The sequence below is a fragment of the Mesorhizobium sp. B2-4-17 genome (assembly GCF_006441275.1).
Classification (GTDB): Bacteria; Pseudomonadota; Alphaproteobacteria; order Rhizobiales; family Rhizobiaceae; genus Mesorhizobium.
This window is the reverse complement of sequence record NZ_VFUX01000029.1, coordinates 1-16,700: the sequence shown is the minus strand read 5'-3', so window position 1 is coordinate 16,700 and position 16,700 is coordinate 1. Positions and strand designations below refer to the sequence as shown.

Genomic DNA, 16,700 nt, shown 5'->3' with positions numbered 1-16,700 from the left:
AATTCGCTTCCATGGCGCGCATCGTGATGAAATTCGGCGGAACCTCCGTCGCCGACATCGCCCGCATCCGCAATGTGGCGCGTCACGTCAAACGCGAGGTCGACGCCGGCCATGAGGTGGCGGTGGTGGTTTCGGCAATGGCCGGCAAGACCAATGAACTGGTCGCCTGGACGCGCGAGGCCTCGCCGATGCACGACGCACGCGAATACGATGCCGTTGTCGCTTCCGGCGAGCAGGTCACCGCCGGGCTTTTGGCGATCACGCTGCAGAACATGGGCATCCATGCGCGGTCCTGGCAGGGCTGGCAGATCCCGATCAAAACCGACAACGCGCATGGCGCGGCGCGCATCCTCGACATCGACGGCGCGTTCCTGGTCAAGCGTTTCGGCGAGGGCCAGGTTGCTGTCATCGCCGGCTTCCAGGGTATCGGGCCGGACAACCGCATCGCCACGCTTGGCCGCGGCGGTTCCGATACCAGTGCCGTGGCCATAGCCGCGGCGGTCAAGGCCGATCGCTGCGACATCTACACCGATGTCGACGGGGTCTACACCACCGATCCGCGCATCGAGCCCAAGGCGCGGCGGCTGGGCAAGATATCGTTCGAGGAAATGCTCGAAATGGCCTCGCTCGGCGCCAAGGTGCTGCAGGTGCGTTCGGTCGAACTTGCCATGGTGCACAGGGTGCGTACCTTCGTGCGGTCGTCCTTCGACGATCCCGACGCGCCCGGAATGGGGGATTTGCTCAATCCTCCGGGAACGCTCATTTGCGACGAGGAAGAGATCGTGGAACAGCAGGTCGTCACCGGAATTGCCTACGCCAAGGACGAGGCCCAGATTTCGCTGCGCCGCGTCGGCGACCGCCCCGGCGTTGCCGCCGGCATCTTCGGGCCGCTGGCCGAGGCCAACATCAATGTCGACATGATCGTCCAGAACATTTCCGAGGACGGCAAGTTCACCGACATGACTTTCACGGTGCCGTCCGGAGACGTCGACAAGGCGCTTGCCGTGCTCGATCGGATGAAAGCCGAGGTCGGCTACGATGTCGTGCAGTCGGAAGCCGGCATGTCGAAGGTGTCGGTCATCGGCATCGGCATGAGGAGCCACGCCGGCGTCGCGGCCACCGCCTTCAAGGCGCTGGCGGACAAGGCGATCAACATTCGCGCCATCACCACCTCCGAGATCAAGATTTCGATACTGATCGACGGTCCGTACACGGAACTTGCTGTTCGCACTTTGCATTCCGTCTACGGTCTGGATAAGCAGTTGTAAGACTGAATCAGTTGTTGCGCGCGTGCCGGCAGCGGCGGAAACTGCGCCGGCAAGTGTTTCATTGGAGAAGAAGCCGCGATGCGTGAGACGGCCGTTGGCCCGCGCGTTCTGCTGAAACGGCTCCGCGAGCTCATGCAAGAGCCGCTGGAGCCGCAGGAGCGGCTTGACCGGATCGTGCGCGATATCGCCTCCAACATGGTCGCCGAAGTGTGCTCGCTCTATGTGCTGCGCGCCGATTCGGTGCTCGAGCTCTATGCCACCGAAGGTCTGAATCCCAACGCCGTCCACCTGGCGCAACTGAGGCTGGGGCAGGGCCTGGTCGGCACGATCGCCGCCAGCGCGCGGCCGCTCAACCTTTCCAACGCGCAGGAGCACCCGGCCTTCGCCTACCTGCCAGAGACCGGGGAAGAGATCTACAACTCCTTCCTTGGTGTGCCGGTGCTGCGGGCAGGGCGCACGCTGGGCGTCCTGGTTGTCCAGAACAAGACCATGCGCCACTACCGCGACGACGAGGTCGAGGCGCTGGAAACGACCGCCATGGTGATCGCCGAGATGATCGCCACCGGTGATCTGGCGCGGCTGACCCGGCCAGGTCTCGAACTCGACCTGCGCCGCCCGGTGAGCTTCACCGGGCTGTCCTTCAACGACGGCGTCGGGCTTGGCCATGTCGTGCTGCACGAGCCGCGCATCGTCGTCACCAACCTGTTCAACGAGGACAGCGAGGAAGAGGTCCGGCGGCTGGAAAGCTCGCTCGGCTCGCTGCGGCTATCCATCGACGACATGCTGGAGCGCCGCGACGTCGCTTTCGAGGGCGAGCATCGTCAGGTGCTGGAAGCCTACCGCATGTTCGCCAACGACCGTGGCTGGGTGCGGCGCCTGGAAGAGGCGATCCGCAACGGCCTGACGGCGGAAGCGGCGGTGGAAAAGGTGCAGAGCGACATGCGCGCCCGCATGCTGCACATGACCGATCCCTATCTGCGCGAGCGGATGAGCGATTTCGACGATCTTGCCAACCGGCTGCTGCGCCAGCTGATGGGACGCGGGCCGGAGGATGTCGCGGCATCGCTGCCGAAGGATGCCATCATCGTCGCCCGCTCCATGGGCGCCGCCGAGCTGCTCGACTATCCCCGGGACAAATTGCGTGGACTGGTGCTCGAGGATGGCGCGGCCACCAGCCACGTCGTCATCGTCGCGCGCGCCATGGGCATTCCGGTCGCCGGCCAGATGAAGGGCGCGGTTTCAATGGCGGAAAACGGCGATGCCATCATCGTCGACGGCGAGGAAGGCGCGATCCATCTGCGGCCGCAGTCCGATCTCGAGGCAGCCTATGCCGAAAAGGTGCGGTTCAGGGCACGCCGGCAGGAAGTCTACCGCGAGCTGCGCAAGAAGCCGTCGATGACCAGGGACGGCGTCCAGGTCGACCTGCTGATGAATGCCGGGCTCGCCGTCGATCTGCCGCAGCTGGCCGAGGCGGGCGCGGCCGGCATCGGCCTGTTCCGCACCGAATTGCAGTTCATGGTCGCCTCGACCTTTCCGCGCGCCGAAGCGCAGGAGAAACTCTATCGCGACGTGCTCGAGGCCGCGCGCGGCAAGCCGGTAACTTTCCGCACCATCGATATCGGCGGCGACAAGGTGCTGCCCTACTTCAAGGGCACCATCCAGGAAGAGAACCCGGCGCTCGGCTGGCGGGCGATTAGGCTGACGCTCGACCGTCCGGGTCTGCTTAGGACCCAGATCCGCGCCCTGCTCAAGGCCAGCGGTGGGCGTGAACTCAAGCTGATGCTGCCGATGGTGACCGAGCTTGGCGAGATCGCCCAGGCGCGCGAGATCATCGATCGCGAGGTGCGGCATCTCTCACGCTTCGCCCACCACCTCCCGACCAGCCTCAAGCTGGGCGCCATGCTGGAAGTGCCGTCGCTCCTGTTCCAGCTCGACGAATTGATGAAAGCCGTCGACTTCGTCTCGGTCGGTTCGAACGATCTGTTCCAGTTCGTCATGGCGGTCGACCGTGGCAACACGCAATTGGCGAACCGCTTCGATACGCTGTCGGCGCCGTTCCTGCGTGTGCTCAAGCAGATCGCCGACGCCGGCGCCCGCAACCGCACGCCGGTGACGCTGTGCGGCGAACTCGCCGGCAAGCCGATCTCGGCAATGGCGCTGATCGGTCTCGGCTTCCGTTCGATCTCGATGTCGCCGGCCTCGATCGGCCCGGTCAAAGCCATGTTGACGGAACTGCCGCTGGATGAGCTGGAAGCCTTCTTCGATGACAATCTGATGGCGCCGGCGCAGGGGCTGCCGATGCGGGCGTTGCTGCAGGCCTTTGCCGACGACCGCTCCATTCCGCTGTAGCATTTGTCATGATCAACCTGCCCCGCGACCGCATGGATCAAGTCGTCAAGCGTTTCGAGATGCTCGAAGCGCAGATGTCGGCCGGCCCGGCGCCGGATGCCTATGTGAAGATGGCGTCGGAATATGCCGAGCTTCAGGACATGGTGGCCAAGGTTCGGGCGCTGCGCTCGGCCGAGCACGAGCAGGCCGACCTCGAAGCGATGCTCGCCGACAAAGGCACCGACGCCGAGATGCGGGCTCTCGCCGAAGCCGACCTGCCCGGCGTCGAGGAGCGTATCGAAGGACTGCAGAAGGACATCCAGATCCTGCTCCTGCCCAAGGATGCCGCCGACGACAAGAACGCGATCCTTGAAATTCGCGCCGGCACCGGCGGTGACGAGGCGGCACTCTTCGCGGGCGACCTGTTTCGCATGTATGAGCGCTATGCCGCCGAACGCGGCTGGCGGTTCGAAACAGTGTCGGCCAGCGACGGCGATGCCGGCGGTTTCAAGGAAATCATCGCCACCGTGTCCGGCAAGGGCGTGTTTGCCCATCTGAAGTTCGAATCCGGTGTGCATCGCGTGCAGCGCGTGCCGGCAACCGAGGCTGGCGGCCGCATCCACACTTCGGCCGCCACCGTTGCCGTGCTGCCGGAAGCGGAAGAGGTCGACATCGAGATCCGCGCCGAGGACATCCGTATCGACACGATGCGAGCCTCGGGTTCCGGCGGGCAGCACGTCAACACCACCGATTCGGCGGTCCGCATCACGCATTTGCCGACTGGCATCATGGTGGTGCAGGCGGAGAAGTCGCAGCACCAGAACCGGGCGAAGGCCATGCAGATCCTGCGGGCCAGGCTCTATGATCTGGAGCGCGGCAAGGCTGACGAGGAGCGTTCCGAATCGCGCAAGTCGCAGGTCGGCTCCGGTGATCGCTCCGAGCGCATCCGCACCTACAATTTTCCGCAAGGCCGCGTCACCGACCACCGCATCAATCTGACGCTTTACAAGCTCGACCGGGTGATGATGGGCGAACTCGATGAAATCGTCGACGCACTGATCGCCGATCACCAGTCAAAGCTGCTGGCCGATATAGGCCTCGATGGCTGACCCTCTGCCCGAGGCACTGGGGCCGCTGCTGCGGGAGGCGCGGGCCAGGCTTGCGGCGGCCATGATCGACGATCCGGCGCTCGATGCGCGGCTGATCGTCGAACATTATTCCGGCACGACGCGTACACAGGCCATTGCCGAACCCGGGCGCAAGGTCGACGGGGGCGCCATCGCCGAAATCGAGGCCGCGCTGAAACGGCGAACCGGTGGCGAACCGGTGCATCGCATCCTCGGCTATCGTGAATTCTACGGTCTGCGCCTATCGCTATCGTCGGAAACGCTGGAGCCGCGGCCGGACACCGAGACGCTGGTGGAGGCGGTGCTGCCCTTCGTCAAGGCAACGGCCGCACGGGAGGGCACATGCCGCATCCTCGACCTCGGCACCGGGACGGGCGCGATCGCCCTGGCGCTGCTGAGCACGGTGCCGGCCGCGACCGCCATCGGCGTCGACATTTCCGCAGGCGCGCTGGCGACAGCGACCCGCAATGCCGGGCAATTGGGGCTCGGCGGCCGGTTCACGGCACTGCAGTCGGACTGGTTCGAAAAAGTTTCCGGCCGATACCATGTAATTGCCGCAAACCCTCCCTATATACGGTCGGAGGATATTGGAAATCTGCAGAACGAAGTTCGCGATTTCGATCCGCGCCTGGCACTTGACGGCGGTGCGGATGGGTTTACCCCCTACAGGATCATCGCCGCCGAGGCGGCAAGATTTCTGGAAGCCGAAGGCGTGATAGCGGTCGAGATCGGCCACACGCAACGCAACGAGGTCAACGACATATTTAGCGTAGCCGGCTATGCCGCCGGTGAGGTGTTCGGCGATCTCGGCGGAAACGACAGGGTTCTTGTCTTTCAACGGGGAAAGCCTTGACGCAGTGCGAAAAAACCGCTTGGCAATGCCGGGGAATGCGGCTAGGGTCGCCTCAACCGGATGAGACGAAGCAGGCAGTGCTCTTAGCGATTCGGTTTCCTTGGAAATAGCTGCCTTCTTGCGCAAACGACGCCCAAGCTTCGTGCGGGAATCGTCCGGCAAGTGATGTAACCGGAACGGGATGGCACGTGGCGCCAACGCAATCGATGCGGGCGAACGCCGGTGAAGAAACGAAACGGCTGGCTGCATGAGCGCCTCCGTTCGTAACGAGTTTTCGAAAATTTCAAGATGAAGAGAGTCGAATGAGGCCACAACAGCAGAACAGGCGCATGCGCGGTCGCAACAACAATGGCGGCGGCGGTGGCAACAACAATAACAACAACCGCAAAGGCCCGAATCCGCTGACGCGCAATTACGAGAGCAACGGCCCGGACGTGAAGATCCGTGGATCGGCTCAGCAGATCGCCGAAAAATATGCCACCCTTGCCCGTGATGCGCAAAGCTCCGGCGACCGGGTCATGGCGGAGAACTATCTCCAGCACGCCGAACACTACAATCGAATCATTGCCGCCGCGCAAGCGCAGATGCCGATCCAGAACGTCCAGCAGAACCGCGACGACTTCGACGATGATGGCGACGAGGACCGCGACGAGTTCGACAATGCGGGCAACGTCGGGGCCGGCAACAGCGGAGCAAGCAGCGGCGGCAACACCATTTCCGATCCGCAAGTTCCGGTGATCAACCATGGCGCCGGTCCGCAGCCAGTGATCGAAGGTATGCCGGCCGAGGTCGCGCTCAACCGGGAAAGCGGCCGCGACAATCGTGACAATGCTGGCCGTGACAATAGTGGACGCAACCATGGCGGCCGCCATCGCGATCGCCGCCCCAATGGCGGCTATGGCCAGAACGGCCAGCGCGATTATGCTTCGTCCGCCGAGCAAGGCGGCCAGCAGCAGCGCAACGAGGCCCCGGGACAGGCTGAGGTGCAGGCAGAGTCCGCTTCGCCGGCCGAAACCGTCGCGGCGACCGAACCGGCTCCGCTGTTCGAGAATTTTTCGCCAGCCGGTCTGGCCGCCCAGGCCGAGCTCAATGAGGCGGCGGCCGAGAGCGGCGCTGCCCGCCGCCCGCGGCGACCGCGCCGCCCGCGCGCCACTGCCGACCAGGCAGACGGCGGCGGCCGCAATGCGGATGCCGGCGAGGTGGCCGCGGCCCCTGCCGAGGGCGGCAGCGCAGAGCCCGTGATCTCAGACATCGACAACTGATCGAGCAGCACTTGAAGACGTTGAACGGCGGGGAGAAATCTCCGCCGTTTTCGTTTTTTGCGCCTGTGGAATATTATGCGTTGACCGACATCAAGGCGTCTTGAGACAGCATGGCCTATGCACCATATCTCGGCTGAACAGGATCCGGCTCGAATGGGCGGGTCCGTCACCGCAATCTGATCCGGTGCCGCAAAGCGGGTCGGTGACGGAAGGAGACAGATATGAATCTTGAGAAATACTCCGAGCGCGTGCGCGGCTTTATCCAGTCCGCGCAAACCATGGCGCTCTCCCGCAATCACCAGCAATTCACCCCCGAACACATCTTGAAGGTACTCGTCGACGATGATGAGGGCCTAGCCGCATCGCTGATCGAGCGCGCCGGCGGCAATGTCCGCGACGTCAAGCTCGGTGTCGAGGCGGCACTCGAGGCGATGCCGAAGGTGGAAGGCGGTAATGGCCAGCTCTATCTGGCGCAGCCTCTGGCCAAGGTGTTCTCGACCGCCGAGGAACTGGCCAAGAAGGCCGGCGACAGCTTCGTCACCGTCGAGCGGCTGCTGCAGGCGCTTGCCATGGAAAAATCGGCCAAATCAGCCGAAATCCTGGCCAAGGCCGGCGTCACCGCGCAGGCGCTGAACCAGGTCATCAACGATCTCCGCAAGGGCCGCACCGCCGATTCGGCGAGCGCCGAGCAGGGCTATGATGCGCTGAAGAAATACGCGCGTGACCTCACAGCCGATGCCCGTGCCGGCAAGCTCGATCCGGTCATCGGCCGTGATGACGAAATCCGCCGCACCATTCAGGTGCTGTCGCGCCGCACCAAGAACAATCCGGTGCTGATCGGCGAGCCCGGCGTCGGCAAGACGGCCATCGCCGAAGGCCTGGCGCTGCGCATCGTCAATGGCGACGTGCCGGAATCGCTGAAGGACAAGCAGTTGATGGCGCTCGACATGGGCGCGCTGATCGCTGGCGCCAAATATCGCGGCGAGTTCGAGGAGCGGCTGAAGGCCGTGCTCTCGGAAGTCACTTCGGCCAACGGCAGCATCATCCTGTTCATCGACGAGATGCACACGCTGGTCGGTGCCGGCAAGGCGGATGGCGCGATGGATGCGTCCAACCTCCTGAAGCCGGCCCTGGCGCGCGGTGAACTGCACTGCGTCGGCGCGACCACGCTCGATGAATACAGAAAACACGTCGAGAAGGACCCGGCGCTGGCCCGCCGTTTTCAGCCCGTCTTTGTCGACGAGCCGACGGTGGAGGACACCGTCTCGATCCTGCGCGGTCTGAAGGAAAAATACGAGCAGCACCACAAGGTGCGCATCTCCGACTCGGCGCTGGTGGCGGCGGCGACGCTGTCCAACCGCTACATCGCCGATCGTTTCCTGCCGGACAAGGCGATCGACCTGGTCGACGAGGCTGCCTCGCGGCTCAGGATGCAGGTCGATTCCAAGCCCGAGGCGCTGGACGAGATCGACCGCCGCATCATGCAGCTCAAGATCGAGCGCGAGGCGCTGAAGGTCGAGAAGGACGAGGCCTCGAAGGATCGGCTTGCCCGCCTGGAAAAGGAACTCGCCGGTCTCGAGGAGGAATCGACCGAGATTACCGCCAAATGGCAGGCCGAGAAGCAGAAGCTCGGGCTTGCCGCCGACCTGAAGAAGCAGCTCGACGAGGCGCGCAACGAACTGGCCATTGCCCAGCGCAAGGGTGAATTCCAGCGCGCAGGCGAGCTTGCCTATGGCAAGATTCCGGAACTGGAAAAGAAGCTGAAGGAGGCTGAGGCCCAGGACGGCAAGGCCGGCATGGTCGAGGAAGTGGTCACCCCCGACCACGTCGCCCATATCGTGTCGCGCTGGACCGGCATTCCCGTTGACAAGATGCTGCAAGGCGAGCGCGACAAGCTGCTGCGCATGGAAGACGAGATCGGCAAGCGCGTCGTCGGCCAGGGCGAGGCGGTGCAGGCCGTTTCCAAGGCGGTGCGGCGTGCCCGTGCCGGCCTGCAGGATCCGAATCGGCCGATCGGCTCGTTCATGTTCCTCGGACCGACGGGCGTCGGCAAGACCGAACTGACCAAAGCATTGGCCAGCTTCCTGTTCGACGATGAGAGCGCCCTGGTGCGCATCGACATGTCGGAATTCATGGAAAAGCACTCGGTCGCCCGGCTGATCGGCGCGCCTCCCGGCTATGTCGGCTATGAGGAAGGCGGCGCGCTGACCGAGGCGGTGCGGCGCCGGCCCTATCAGGTCGTGCTCTTCGACGAGATCGAGAAGGCGCACCCGGATGTGTTCAACGTGCTGCTGCAGGTGCTCGACGACGGCCGGCTGACCGATGGCCAGGGCCGCACCGTCGACTTCCGCAACACGCTGATCATCATGACGTCGAACCTCGGCGCCGAATATCTGGTCAATCTCGGCGAAGACCAGGATGTCGACGCCGTGCGCGACGAGGTGATGGGCGTGGTGAGGGCGCATTTCCGGCCGGAATTCCTCAACCGCGTCGACGAGGTGATCCTGTTCCATCGGCTGCGCCGTCAGGACATGGACCGCATCGTCGAGATCCAGCTCAAACGGCTGGAGAACCTGCTTGTCGATCGCAAGATCGCGCTGTCGCTGGATCACGAGGCAGTCGAGTGGCTTGCGGCCAAGGGCTACGATCCGGCCTATGGCGCGCGGCCGCTGAAGCGGGTGATGCAGAAGGAACTGCAGGACCCGCTGGCGGAAAAGATCCTGCTCGGCGAGATCCTCGATGGCTCGACGGTGAAGGTGACCGCCGGTTCCGACCGGCTGAATTTCCGCTCGAAGCCGACTGTCGTCGCGACCGAGGCGGCGGCCTGACCGATGCGTGTCGCCTAAACCGGCCTTGGTTTGGGACAACGACATGCATGAAAAACAAGGATCTGAAGCGCGTCGCGTTTGAGAGTGCCGCGCGTCCCGTTGGGCGCGTGGCGTTTTTCACAGCAAGCATGGGGGGCGGATGACGCTGGACGATTACAACGACTTCTGCGGCTCTCTGCCTGCCACGAACCATGTCGTGCAGTGGGGTGGCGCCCATGTCTGGAAGGTCGGGACCAAGGTCTTTGCCATTGGTGGCTGGAACGAAGGCGCGCAGCTCTTCGTCACCTTCAAATGCTCCGACATTGCTTATGACGTGCTGAAGGAACAGCCGGGCTTGCGGCCCGCGCCGTATCTTGCCTCGCGCGGCATGAAATGGATCCAGCGTCAGACAAGCCAGAGCATGGATGATGACGCGTTGCAGGACTATCTGCGCGAGAGCCACCGCCTTGTTGCGCTCAAGCTGACGAAGCAGGCGCGCAAGGAGTTGGGGCTTGGCGCAGGCTAAAGCGCTTCTCATGAAAACGGATTCATGCGACGCGCATTAGCTAGGTTCTTTGTTTTGATGCATGTCGTTCTCCCAAAACCGAGGTCATTTTTGGGCGACATGCATTAGCTGATATTCCCAGGGGTGCCGGAAAACCGCCATCTTCATGCCCGGTTCATGTTGGAACCATATTGTGGATAGCTGGTTTGCTGGCGAAGGGGTTCGCCTCACAGGGACAACGCCGGGCGACGGCAATCTACGGACCGGAGAGTTTTGGCCACCATGTTCCGCACGATCTTCGTCTTTTCGGCCCTCGCAGCCGGGATGCTTTCTTGCGGCGCGCTCGCAGCGCCGACGCAGGACAATGCACCCAGGGTTAGCCGCACTGCCAGCGGCGGTGGCATCCTTGTCGCCCAGGACGGCAATCTCGATATTTACTACGACGCCAGGGGTAATCGCGTCATCGTTGACGCCGATACGGGCAAGGTGATCGCCATCCAGCCGCCGCAGACGAGGCTCGACCGGCGCGCGCTGCGCCGCGATACAAGACTGCGCGAGTTGGGCCGTGCCCCAGCCGACGATGACCGCTACTATCTCGACGATCCGCAAGACATGGCGCGGTTCCGCCGCAAGCAGTTGGAAGAAGAAGGCCGGGTCATCCCCCCACCGGCGGACGAGGCCGACCCCTATGGCGACAATTCGGTTGAGGCCTATCCGCCTTCGCAGCAGGATGACGGCAGCTACGACAACACTTATCCCGAGGCGCCGCAGCCGGCAAAACCGCAGACCATCAAACGCCAGCCACTCAATGAGGCCTCGATAGAACCGGCCCAGCCGGGCCAGCCCGAACTGCAGCCGGCAAATCCGGAAACGCAGACGTCCCTGCCGCCGGACACTGGCGGCAAGGCCACCATCGATCCGTCGCTGTCGCTCGGCGCGCGGCAGGACGTGGCGGCGCTGCAGGTGCTGCTCGACCGCGGCGGCGCTTCGCCGGGGGTGATCGACGGGCGCTTCGGCTCTAACGTCGACAAGGCCTTGGCCGCCTACAACCAGATCACCGGTAGCAATCTGAAATCGACCGACGCGGTCGGCATCCAGGCGGCCCTTGCCCAGACCGGCGGCGACGCTTTCGCTTCCTACACGATCACCCCCGAAGACGCGGCTGGCCCCTATGTAGCCTCGATCCCGGAGGACTACAGCCAGAAGGCCAAGCTCGACCGCATGGGCTACACCTCCGTCACCGAGGCGCTCGCCGAGCGCTTCCACATGGATGAGACCTATCTGAAGTCGATCAACAAGGGCCTCGACTTCAATCGCCCCGGGACGATCATCAAGGTCGCCAATTTCGGCAAGCTGGTGTCAACGCCGGTCGCGCGTATCGTCGCCGACAAAGCCAAGAAGGAAGTGTACGCCTACGATGCGGACGGCAAGCTGGTCGCAGCCTATCCCGCGACCATCGGCTCGGCCGACACGCCGTCGCCCACCGGGATACACGCGGTGTCGCGTGTCGCGCTCGACCCGAACTACACCTATAACCCGAACATCAATTTCAAGCAGGGCCAGAACGACAAGATTCTCACCATTCCGCCAGGCCCCAACGGACCTGTCGGGTCGGTCTGGATCGCCTTGGACAAACCGACCTACGGCATCCACGGCACGCCGGACCCATCGAAGATCGGCAAGACCGAAAGCCATGGCTGTGTGCGCCTGACGAACTGGGACGCGCGCGAGCTCGCCAAGTTGGTGTCGCCAGGCGTCACCGTGGAATTCGTCGGGGGATCTTCAGCCGATGACTTTGCGCAGCAATGAGCCGCGCAGTGCGGCGGCATAGATCAGCTGCACCACCAGAATGAAGCCGACGCTGAGCAATGGGGTGACCAGGCAGAGTGCGGCGCCGATTGCCCACAGGATCTGCGCCTTGGCGATACGCAGATAGACCGTGCGCTTCGCTTCAGCGTCGACGCCTTCCGCGACAAAGCCGTTCTTCTCCGCGTAATGCCAGCTGGCGAACAGCGTGACGCCGAGCATCAGCAGGTTGAGCCAGTAGACCAGCACCGCGGTCCTGAATTCGAGGAAGTCCAGAAGGTCGGTCGAGAACGGCAACAAAGGCGAGAAAGCAGAGGTTCAGCGTGGCAAGCCGCCTGTCGGACTTGGCGATCAGCCCATGCTGGGCCTGCTGGCCGAACCAGAAGATCGTCAGCGTCAGGAAACTCAAGGCATAGGTCAGAAAGCGCGGCGCTAATGCCGCGATCGCAGCGAGCAGATCATGCTCGGAATGGATCGTCTCATGCGCCGGCACCCTGATCTCGAGCACGATCAGGGTGAGCGCGATGGCGAAGACGCCGTCGGTGATGCCGACAATGCGGCCGCGTCCCTCCGCTGATGCTTCGAGTGGACGCTTCATAGACTTCTCCTCGCTTGCGGCTCTCCGGAACTTAGCATGACTGCCGCCGTTTGCATCCGGTGCGGCGCGACCCTGCCCAGTTGGCTGGGCTCAGTGACTGCGAGCCGCTGGCCGGTTGTTGCCGAAACACCGACGGTCTAAGCAATGTGTCATGCATTCACCAGATAAAGCCGCCGCAATCCCGCTGACCAGTCCGGTCACGAACGGAACTTTCTGTCCGCCTTCGCTGCGGCGATACGTGCTGGTTGCGGCGATCCTGGCTTCGGCGCTCGGCTTCATCGACGGCTCGATCCTGGCCATCGCCATGCCGGCGATCCGCGTCGATCTCGGTGCCAGCCTTGCCGCGGCACAGTGGATTTCCAATGCCTATGCGTTGACGCTCTCGGCGCTGATCCTTGCCGGCGGAGCCGCCGGCGACCGGTTCGGGCTGCGCCGCGCCTTCGTGGCCGGCATTGCGCTGTTCGTCGCGGCCTCGCTTGCCTGTGCGCTGGCGCCGAACGCGATCGTGCTGATCGCGTTTCGCGCCCTCCAGGGTATTGGCGCGGCGATCATGGTGCCGGGCAGCCTCGCCATCATCGCCAAGGCCTATCCGAAAAAAGAGCGGGGCCGCGCGATCGGCATCTGGGCGGCGGCCTCCGCGCTGACCACCGCGCTCGGCCCAGTACTCGGCGGCCTGGTGCTCTCGGCTTTCGGCGGTGGCATCTGGCGGGCGATTTTCGCCGTCAACCTGCCGCTTGGCCTGATCTCGATCTATCTCCTGCTTGCCAAAATTCCGGCCGATGAGCCGACTGAGAAACGCAGCCTTGATCTGGGCGGCGGCGGGCTTGCGACACTGGCCTTCGGCGCGCTCGCCTATGGGCTGACCTCGATGAGCGCCAGCGGCGGGGGCCACATGGCGGGACCGAGCATTGCCGCCGGCGCTGTGCTGCTTGCCGTCTTCATCCTGTTCGAGCAGCGGCAACGCGAGCCGATGATCGACCTCAGCCTGTTTCGCATCGGCGCTTTCGCTGGCGCCAATGTGGCGACCTTCTTCCTCTATTTCGCGCTGTCGGCCAATCTTTTCTACCTGCCGATGCTCATAATCGCCGGCTGGCGTCTGAGCACGGCCGAAGTTGGCTTCATCTTCCTGCCGCTGTCGGCATCGATCGCGCTTCTGTCGGGACCGGTCGGGCAATTGTCGGACCGGATCGGACCGCGTTTCCCGATCGCCTGCGGCAGTCTGGTCGTAGCCTTCGCCTTCGCCGGACTTGCCTTGCTCACCCATGCCGGCATCCACCATTTCTGGACCGGAACATTTCCACTGATGGCGCTGATGGGGCTCGGCATGGCGCTGGTTGTATCGCCGCTCTCGACCGCGATCATGACGGCGGTGGAAGACAAGGACACGGGGGCCGCTTCCGGCATCAACAATGCCGTCTCGCGCATTGGCGGCCTGATCGCGGTGGCGGCGATGGGGTCGCTGGCGGCTTGGGTCTACGCCAAGGCACTGGATGGGAATGCGATTTCAAGCGTGCCTGGCTTCGGTGAGCTGGCACCGGCTGGCTTGGCGCCGGCGCTCGATGCGGCAAGGCTTGCCGCCAGTGACGCAGCCTTTTCGGCTGTCTCCTCGGTGACGGCGCTGCTTTGCCTGCTTTCAGCCGCCATCGCATGGACAACGATTCCCGGCGAAGCGCTGCCGTGGTCGCGGCGCGCAGAAACCAGGCAGGACTGAAAGGCGAAGGGCTCAGCCTTCGATCTTGGCGCTGGCAACCTTCAGCGAATTGCCATCTTCCTGCTTCAAGAGATCGTCGATGCGCTCGCGCTCGCGCTTGAAGGCGACAAGGTCGTCGCCTTTAAGCACCTTGCCGACCGGCAGGCGGACGCGCATCGGATCGACCTTGGTGCCGTTGACGATCAGCTCGTAGTGAAGATGCGGGCCGGTGGCGAGGCCGGTCTGGCCGAGATAGCCAATGGTCTGGCCCTGGCGCACGCGTACACCCGGCTCGATGCCTTTGGCAAAGGCGCTCTGGTGGTTGTACGACGTCTCGTAGCCATTGGCGTGACGGATGATGATCTGTTTGCCGTAACCGCCGGCCCAGCCGACCTTCTCGACGACACCGTTGCCGGCGGCGATGATCGGCGTGCCGATCGGGGCTGCCCAGTCGACACCGGTGTGCATGCGGACATAGCCGAGGATCGGATGCTTGCGGGCGCCGAAGCCGGAGCGGAATTTTCCGGCAGGCAGGGGATTGCGCAGCAGGAACTGCTGGGCGCTCGCGCCGTCCTCGTCGAAATAGTCGGTGCTGCCGTCCTGCATCTGGAAGCGGTAGAAGTTGCGCGTCGTGCCGCCAAATGTCGCCGAGACGTAGAGAAGTTCGGAATCGTCAGAGGTCTGGTCGTCGCCGTCGGGCTGCGAGAACAGCACTTCGAGGCGGTCGGAGGGATTGAGGCGGGACTGGAAGTCGACGTCGGATGCCAAGAGCTTGATCAGCCGTTGCGTCATCGCCTTGGACATGCCGTAGGAATAGGCGGCGCGGTAGATGCCGTCATAGACATTGGGCAGATTGCCGCGCACCACTACCGGACCCTCCGAATCATCAAAGGCGGTCAGCAATTCGGGATTGGGTTCGGGCTCCTGCGCCGGCACATACTGGCCACGATCGTCGAGCGCGATGGTGACGATGTGCGTGGTTTTGTCATAGATGCTGGTGCGCACGACTTTGGCGGCATCGCCATGGACCTCGAGACCAACGCGCAACACGGTTCCGGCTTTGAGCGCCGGCGCGTTCAAGAGCTTGGCGATCGCCTGGGCCATGCCGGTGGCATCTTCCCCCGTATAGCCGGAATCGGCGAAGGCCTCGGCGATGTCGAGATCCTTGGTGAAGGGGATGATTTCCTCGGCAAAAGCCGGTGCCTGATCGTCGACATTGGCGCGCGGCGCCACGGAGACGTTTTCCGGCACGATTTTCACGTCATAGGAACCGGCCATGCTCTCAGCAAAGGCTTCGCCGAATCGTTGCGGGTCGACATAGTGGAGTGAAGCGACCTGCACGGCGCCGTCGCTGAGGTCAGTACCGGCTTCGCGCACGACTTTTTCCACCTCGTCGGCCGACAGGTCGCTCTTTTCGTCGAACGAGGCCGTCTCGATGGGGAAATCGACGGTCTTCAGGCTCATCTCGCTTTCGACCTTGGCGCCGTAGATCTGGCCGGAGGCGGCGGAGGCCGTCGCCTGCTGCACCGGAGTGTCGTCGCCGTCATCGCCGAACACCTGCATCGGGTCGAAAGGCGGGTAGGGGCGGCTTGTGGTGTGGCCCGCGGCGAGCGCCATCTTGATCTGCACGAATGGCATGGTGTGGATGACGTCGCGGTCGCCGACCTTGGTGACCATCGACACTTCCATGCGGCGGCGGTCCTTGGCCTTGGCAATCTGACGCGGCGCCACCAGCCTGGTCGTCTTGGCCACCTCACCTGAATCGCCGTTGCTGGCAAGGCCGATCAGTTCCGCGATCTCGGGTGGGGTCGCCAACTGCTGGCGCCCGTCAAGGGCGGCGAACAGCGCCACGCCCATCAGCACGCTCGATGTCACGCCGGTAAGGAACGTGCCCGACAGCCAGCGTGCGGAAACCTCACGCCGATCGGGCGGGCCGCTGCGGCCGTCCGCAATTAGCGGTGGCTCGTTGCCGAGTTCGGCTATGACATCTTCCGTGTCTGGCATCCAGAAAGGCTGCTTCTTCCCCGGGCGGAACGGCTTGTCGCTTTTGTTGTGGCCATGACATTTGCCTGTCACGGCAGGTTAAGTCAACGAAGCCTCAGGCCCTGTCGAATTCCCCTCTCGCACTTCTCTTGCAGAGCCCTCTGCAAAAAGGCCGGCATGCCTTCTTATATATAAGGCGCGTCGCGCGCTCCCATGCGAGGCTCTTAAAGAGGCCATGCACGGCTGTGCTACGCCCTCTTTTGTTGACCTTGGTGTCGAACGGCAATGCGGCGGCAATAGGGCTCCTTCGGGGCTGCCTCCCCGCATTATCCCCAGTTCCCTTGGGGCAGCCGGCTATCGACAATGCGAGCCCGAAATTTCTGTCGCAAAAAGTTCAAAAACTTGGTCGAGTGGTGTTGACAGTTCTGGTTGGCGGCGACTATATACGCCTCACGAACGAGGGCGGTGCGCCG

At 63.7% G+C, this 16,700-nt stretch carries 12 protein-coding genes; 9 read left to right on the top strand and 3 right to left on the bottom strand.

What is annotated here, in order from left to right; all coding sequences use genetic code 11:
- The first annotated feature begins 11 nt into the window (after window positions 1-11).
- From FJ548_RS22065 to FJ548_RS22030, 8 genes are all read left to right on the top strand, one after another.
- Window positions 12-1,268 carry an aspartate kinase gene (locus FJ548_RS22065; RefSeq protein ID WP_140610561.1) on the top strand — a complete coding sequence of 419 codons (1,257 nt, stop codon included), beginning with the start codon at window positions 12-14 and terminating at the stop codon, window positions 1,266-1,268.
- 78 nt (window positions 1,269-1,346) lie between these two features.
- Entirely contained in the window at window positions 1,347-3,617 is a 2,271-nt protein-coding gene (gene ptsP / locus FJ548_RS22060; protein ID WP_140610562.1) for a phosphoenolpyruvate--protein phosphotransferase, read from the top strand.
- Window positions 3,618-3,625: 8 nt separating this feature from the next.
- Window positions 3,626-4,705, top strand: coding sequence for a peptide chain release factor 1 (gene prfA, locus FJ548_RS22055; RefSeq protein ID WP_140610563.1), 1,080 nt, complete (start codon window positions 3,626-3,628; stop codon window positions 4,703-4,705).
- A complete protein-coding gene (gene prmC / locus FJ548_RS22050; protein ID WP_140610564.1) occupies window positions 4,698-5,576 on the top strand; it encodes a peptide chain release factor N(5)-glutamine methyltransferase in 879 nt (292 codons plus the stop codon). Before prfA ends, prmC begins: the two co-directional genes overlap by 8 nt.
- A gap of 302 nt (window positions 5,577-5,878) precedes the next feature.
- Window positions 5,879-6,838: a DUF4167 domain-containing protein gene (locus FJ548_RS22045; RefSeq protein ID WP_140691831.1), complete on the top strand. Its 960-nt coding sequence runs from the start codon at window positions 5,879-5,881 to the stop codon at window positions 6,836-6,838.
- A 221-nt stretch (window positions 6,839-7,059) separates the two neighbouring features.
- A complete protein-coding gene (clpB, locus tag FJ548_RS22040) occupies window positions 7,060-9,666 on the top strand; it encodes an ATP-dependent chaperone ClpB (RefSeq protein WP_140778966.1) in 2,607 nt (868 codons plus the stop codon).
- A 139-nt stretch (window positions 9,667-9,805) separates the two neighbouring features.
- Entirely contained in the window at window positions 9,806-10,171 is a 366-nt protein-coding gene (locus FJ548_RS22035; protein ID WP_140778965.1) for an MmcQ/YjbR family DNA-binding protein, read from the top strand.
- A 261-nt stretch (window positions 10,172-10,432) separates the two neighbouring features.
- Window positions 10,433-11,959 (top strand): L,D-transpeptidase family protein, encoded by a 1,527-nt coding sequence (locus FJ548_RS22030; RefSeq protein ID WP_140778964.1) that lies wholly within the window; start codon window positions 10,433-10,435, stop codon window positions 11,957-11,959.
- Here the strand turns inward: FJ548_RS22030 and FJ548_RS30540 are convergent.
- Together FJ548_RS30540 and FJ548_RS22025 are read right to left on the bottom strand one after the other, a co-directional pair.
- Window positions 11,933-12,178 carry a hypothetical protein gene (locus tag FJ548_RS30540; RefSeq protein ID WP_246678736.1) on the bottom strand — a complete coding sequence of 82 codons (246 nt, stop codon included), beginning with the start codon at window positions 12,176-12,178 and terminating at the stop codon, window positions 11,933-11,935. The genes FJ548_RS22030 and FJ548_RS30540 overlap by 27 nt on opposite strands.
- Entirely contained in the window at window positions 12,102-12,554 is a 453-nt protein-coding gene (locus FJ548_RS22025; RefSeq protein WP_246678735.1) for a TMEM175 family protein, read from the bottom strand. The genes FJ548_RS30540 and FJ548_RS22025 overlap by 77 nt, the downstream gene beginning before the upstream one ends.
- 151 nt (window positions 12,555-12,705) lie before the next feature.
- Between FJ548_RS22025 and FJ548_RS22020 the strand changes: the two genes are divergently transcribed.
- On the top strand, window positions 12,706-14,265 hold the full coding sequence (locus tag FJ548_RS22020) for an MFS transporter (protein WP_140778963.1): 1,560 nt from the start codon (window positions 12,706-12,708) through the stop codon (window positions 14,263-14,265).
- Window positions 14,266-14,277: 12 nt separating this feature from the next.
- On the opposite strand, the gene FJ548_RS22015 is transcribed toward FJ548_RS22020, so the two are convergent.
- Complete coding sequence (locus FJ548_RS22015) at window positions 14,278-16,248, bottom strand: M23 family metallopeptidase (RefSeq protein WP_181168870.1); 1,971 nt, start codon at window positions 16,246-16,248, stop codon at window positions 14,278-14,280.
- Window positions 16,249-16,700: the final 452 nt, after the last annotated feature.

Excerpts from the sequence above, each read along its gene's own strand:
- FJ548_RS22065 (WP_140610561.1), top strand. The coding sequence starts at position 12 with ATGGCGCGCATCGTGATGAAATTCGGCGGAACCTCCGTCGCCGACATC.
- ptsP (WP_140610562.1), top strand. The coding sequence starts at position 1,347 with ATGCGTGAGACGGCCGTTGGCCCGCGCGTTCTGCTGAAACGGCTCCGC.
- prfA (WP_140610563.1), top strand. The coding sequence starts at position 3,626 with ATGATCAACCTGCCCCGCGACCGCATGGATCAAGTCGTCAAGCGTTTC.
- prmC (WP_140610564.1), top strand. The coding sequence starts at position 4,698 with ATGGCTGACCCTCTGCCCGAGGCACTGGGGCCGCTGCTGCGGGAGGCG.
- FJ548_RS22045 (WP_140691831.1), top strand. The coding sequence starts at position 5,879 with ATGAGGCCACAACAGCAGAACAGGCGCATGCGCGGTCGCAACAACAAT.
- clpB (WP_140778966.1), top strand. The coding sequence starts at position 7,060 with ATGAATCTTGAGAAATACTCCGAGCGCGTGCGCGGCTTTATCCAGTCC.
- FJ548_RS22035 (WP_140778965.1), top strand. The coding sequence starts at position 9,806 with ATGACGCTGGACGATTACAACGACTTCTGCGGCTCTCTGCCTGCCACG.
- FJ548_RS22030 (WP_140778964.1), top strand. The coding sequence starts at position 10,433 with ATGTTCCGCACGATCTTCGTCTTTTCGGCCCTCGCAGCCGGGATGCTT.
- FJ548_RS30540 (WP_246678736.1), bottom strand. The coding sequence starts at position 12,178 with ATGCTCGGCGTCACGCTGTTCGCCAGCTGGCATTACGCGGAGAAGAAC.
- FJ548_RS22025 (WP_246678735.1), bottom strand. The coding sequence starts at position 12,554 with ATGAAGCGTCCACTCGAAGCATCAGCGGAGGGACGCGGCCGCATTGTC.
- FJ548_RS22020 (WP_140778963.1), top strand. The coding sequence starts at position 12,706 with ATGCATTCACCAGATAAAGCCGCCGCAATCCCGCTGACCAGTCCGGTC.
- FJ548_RS22015 (WP_181168870.1), bottom strand. The coding sequence starts at position 16,248 with ATGCCAGACACGGAAGATGTCATAGCCGAACTCGGCAACGAGCCACCG.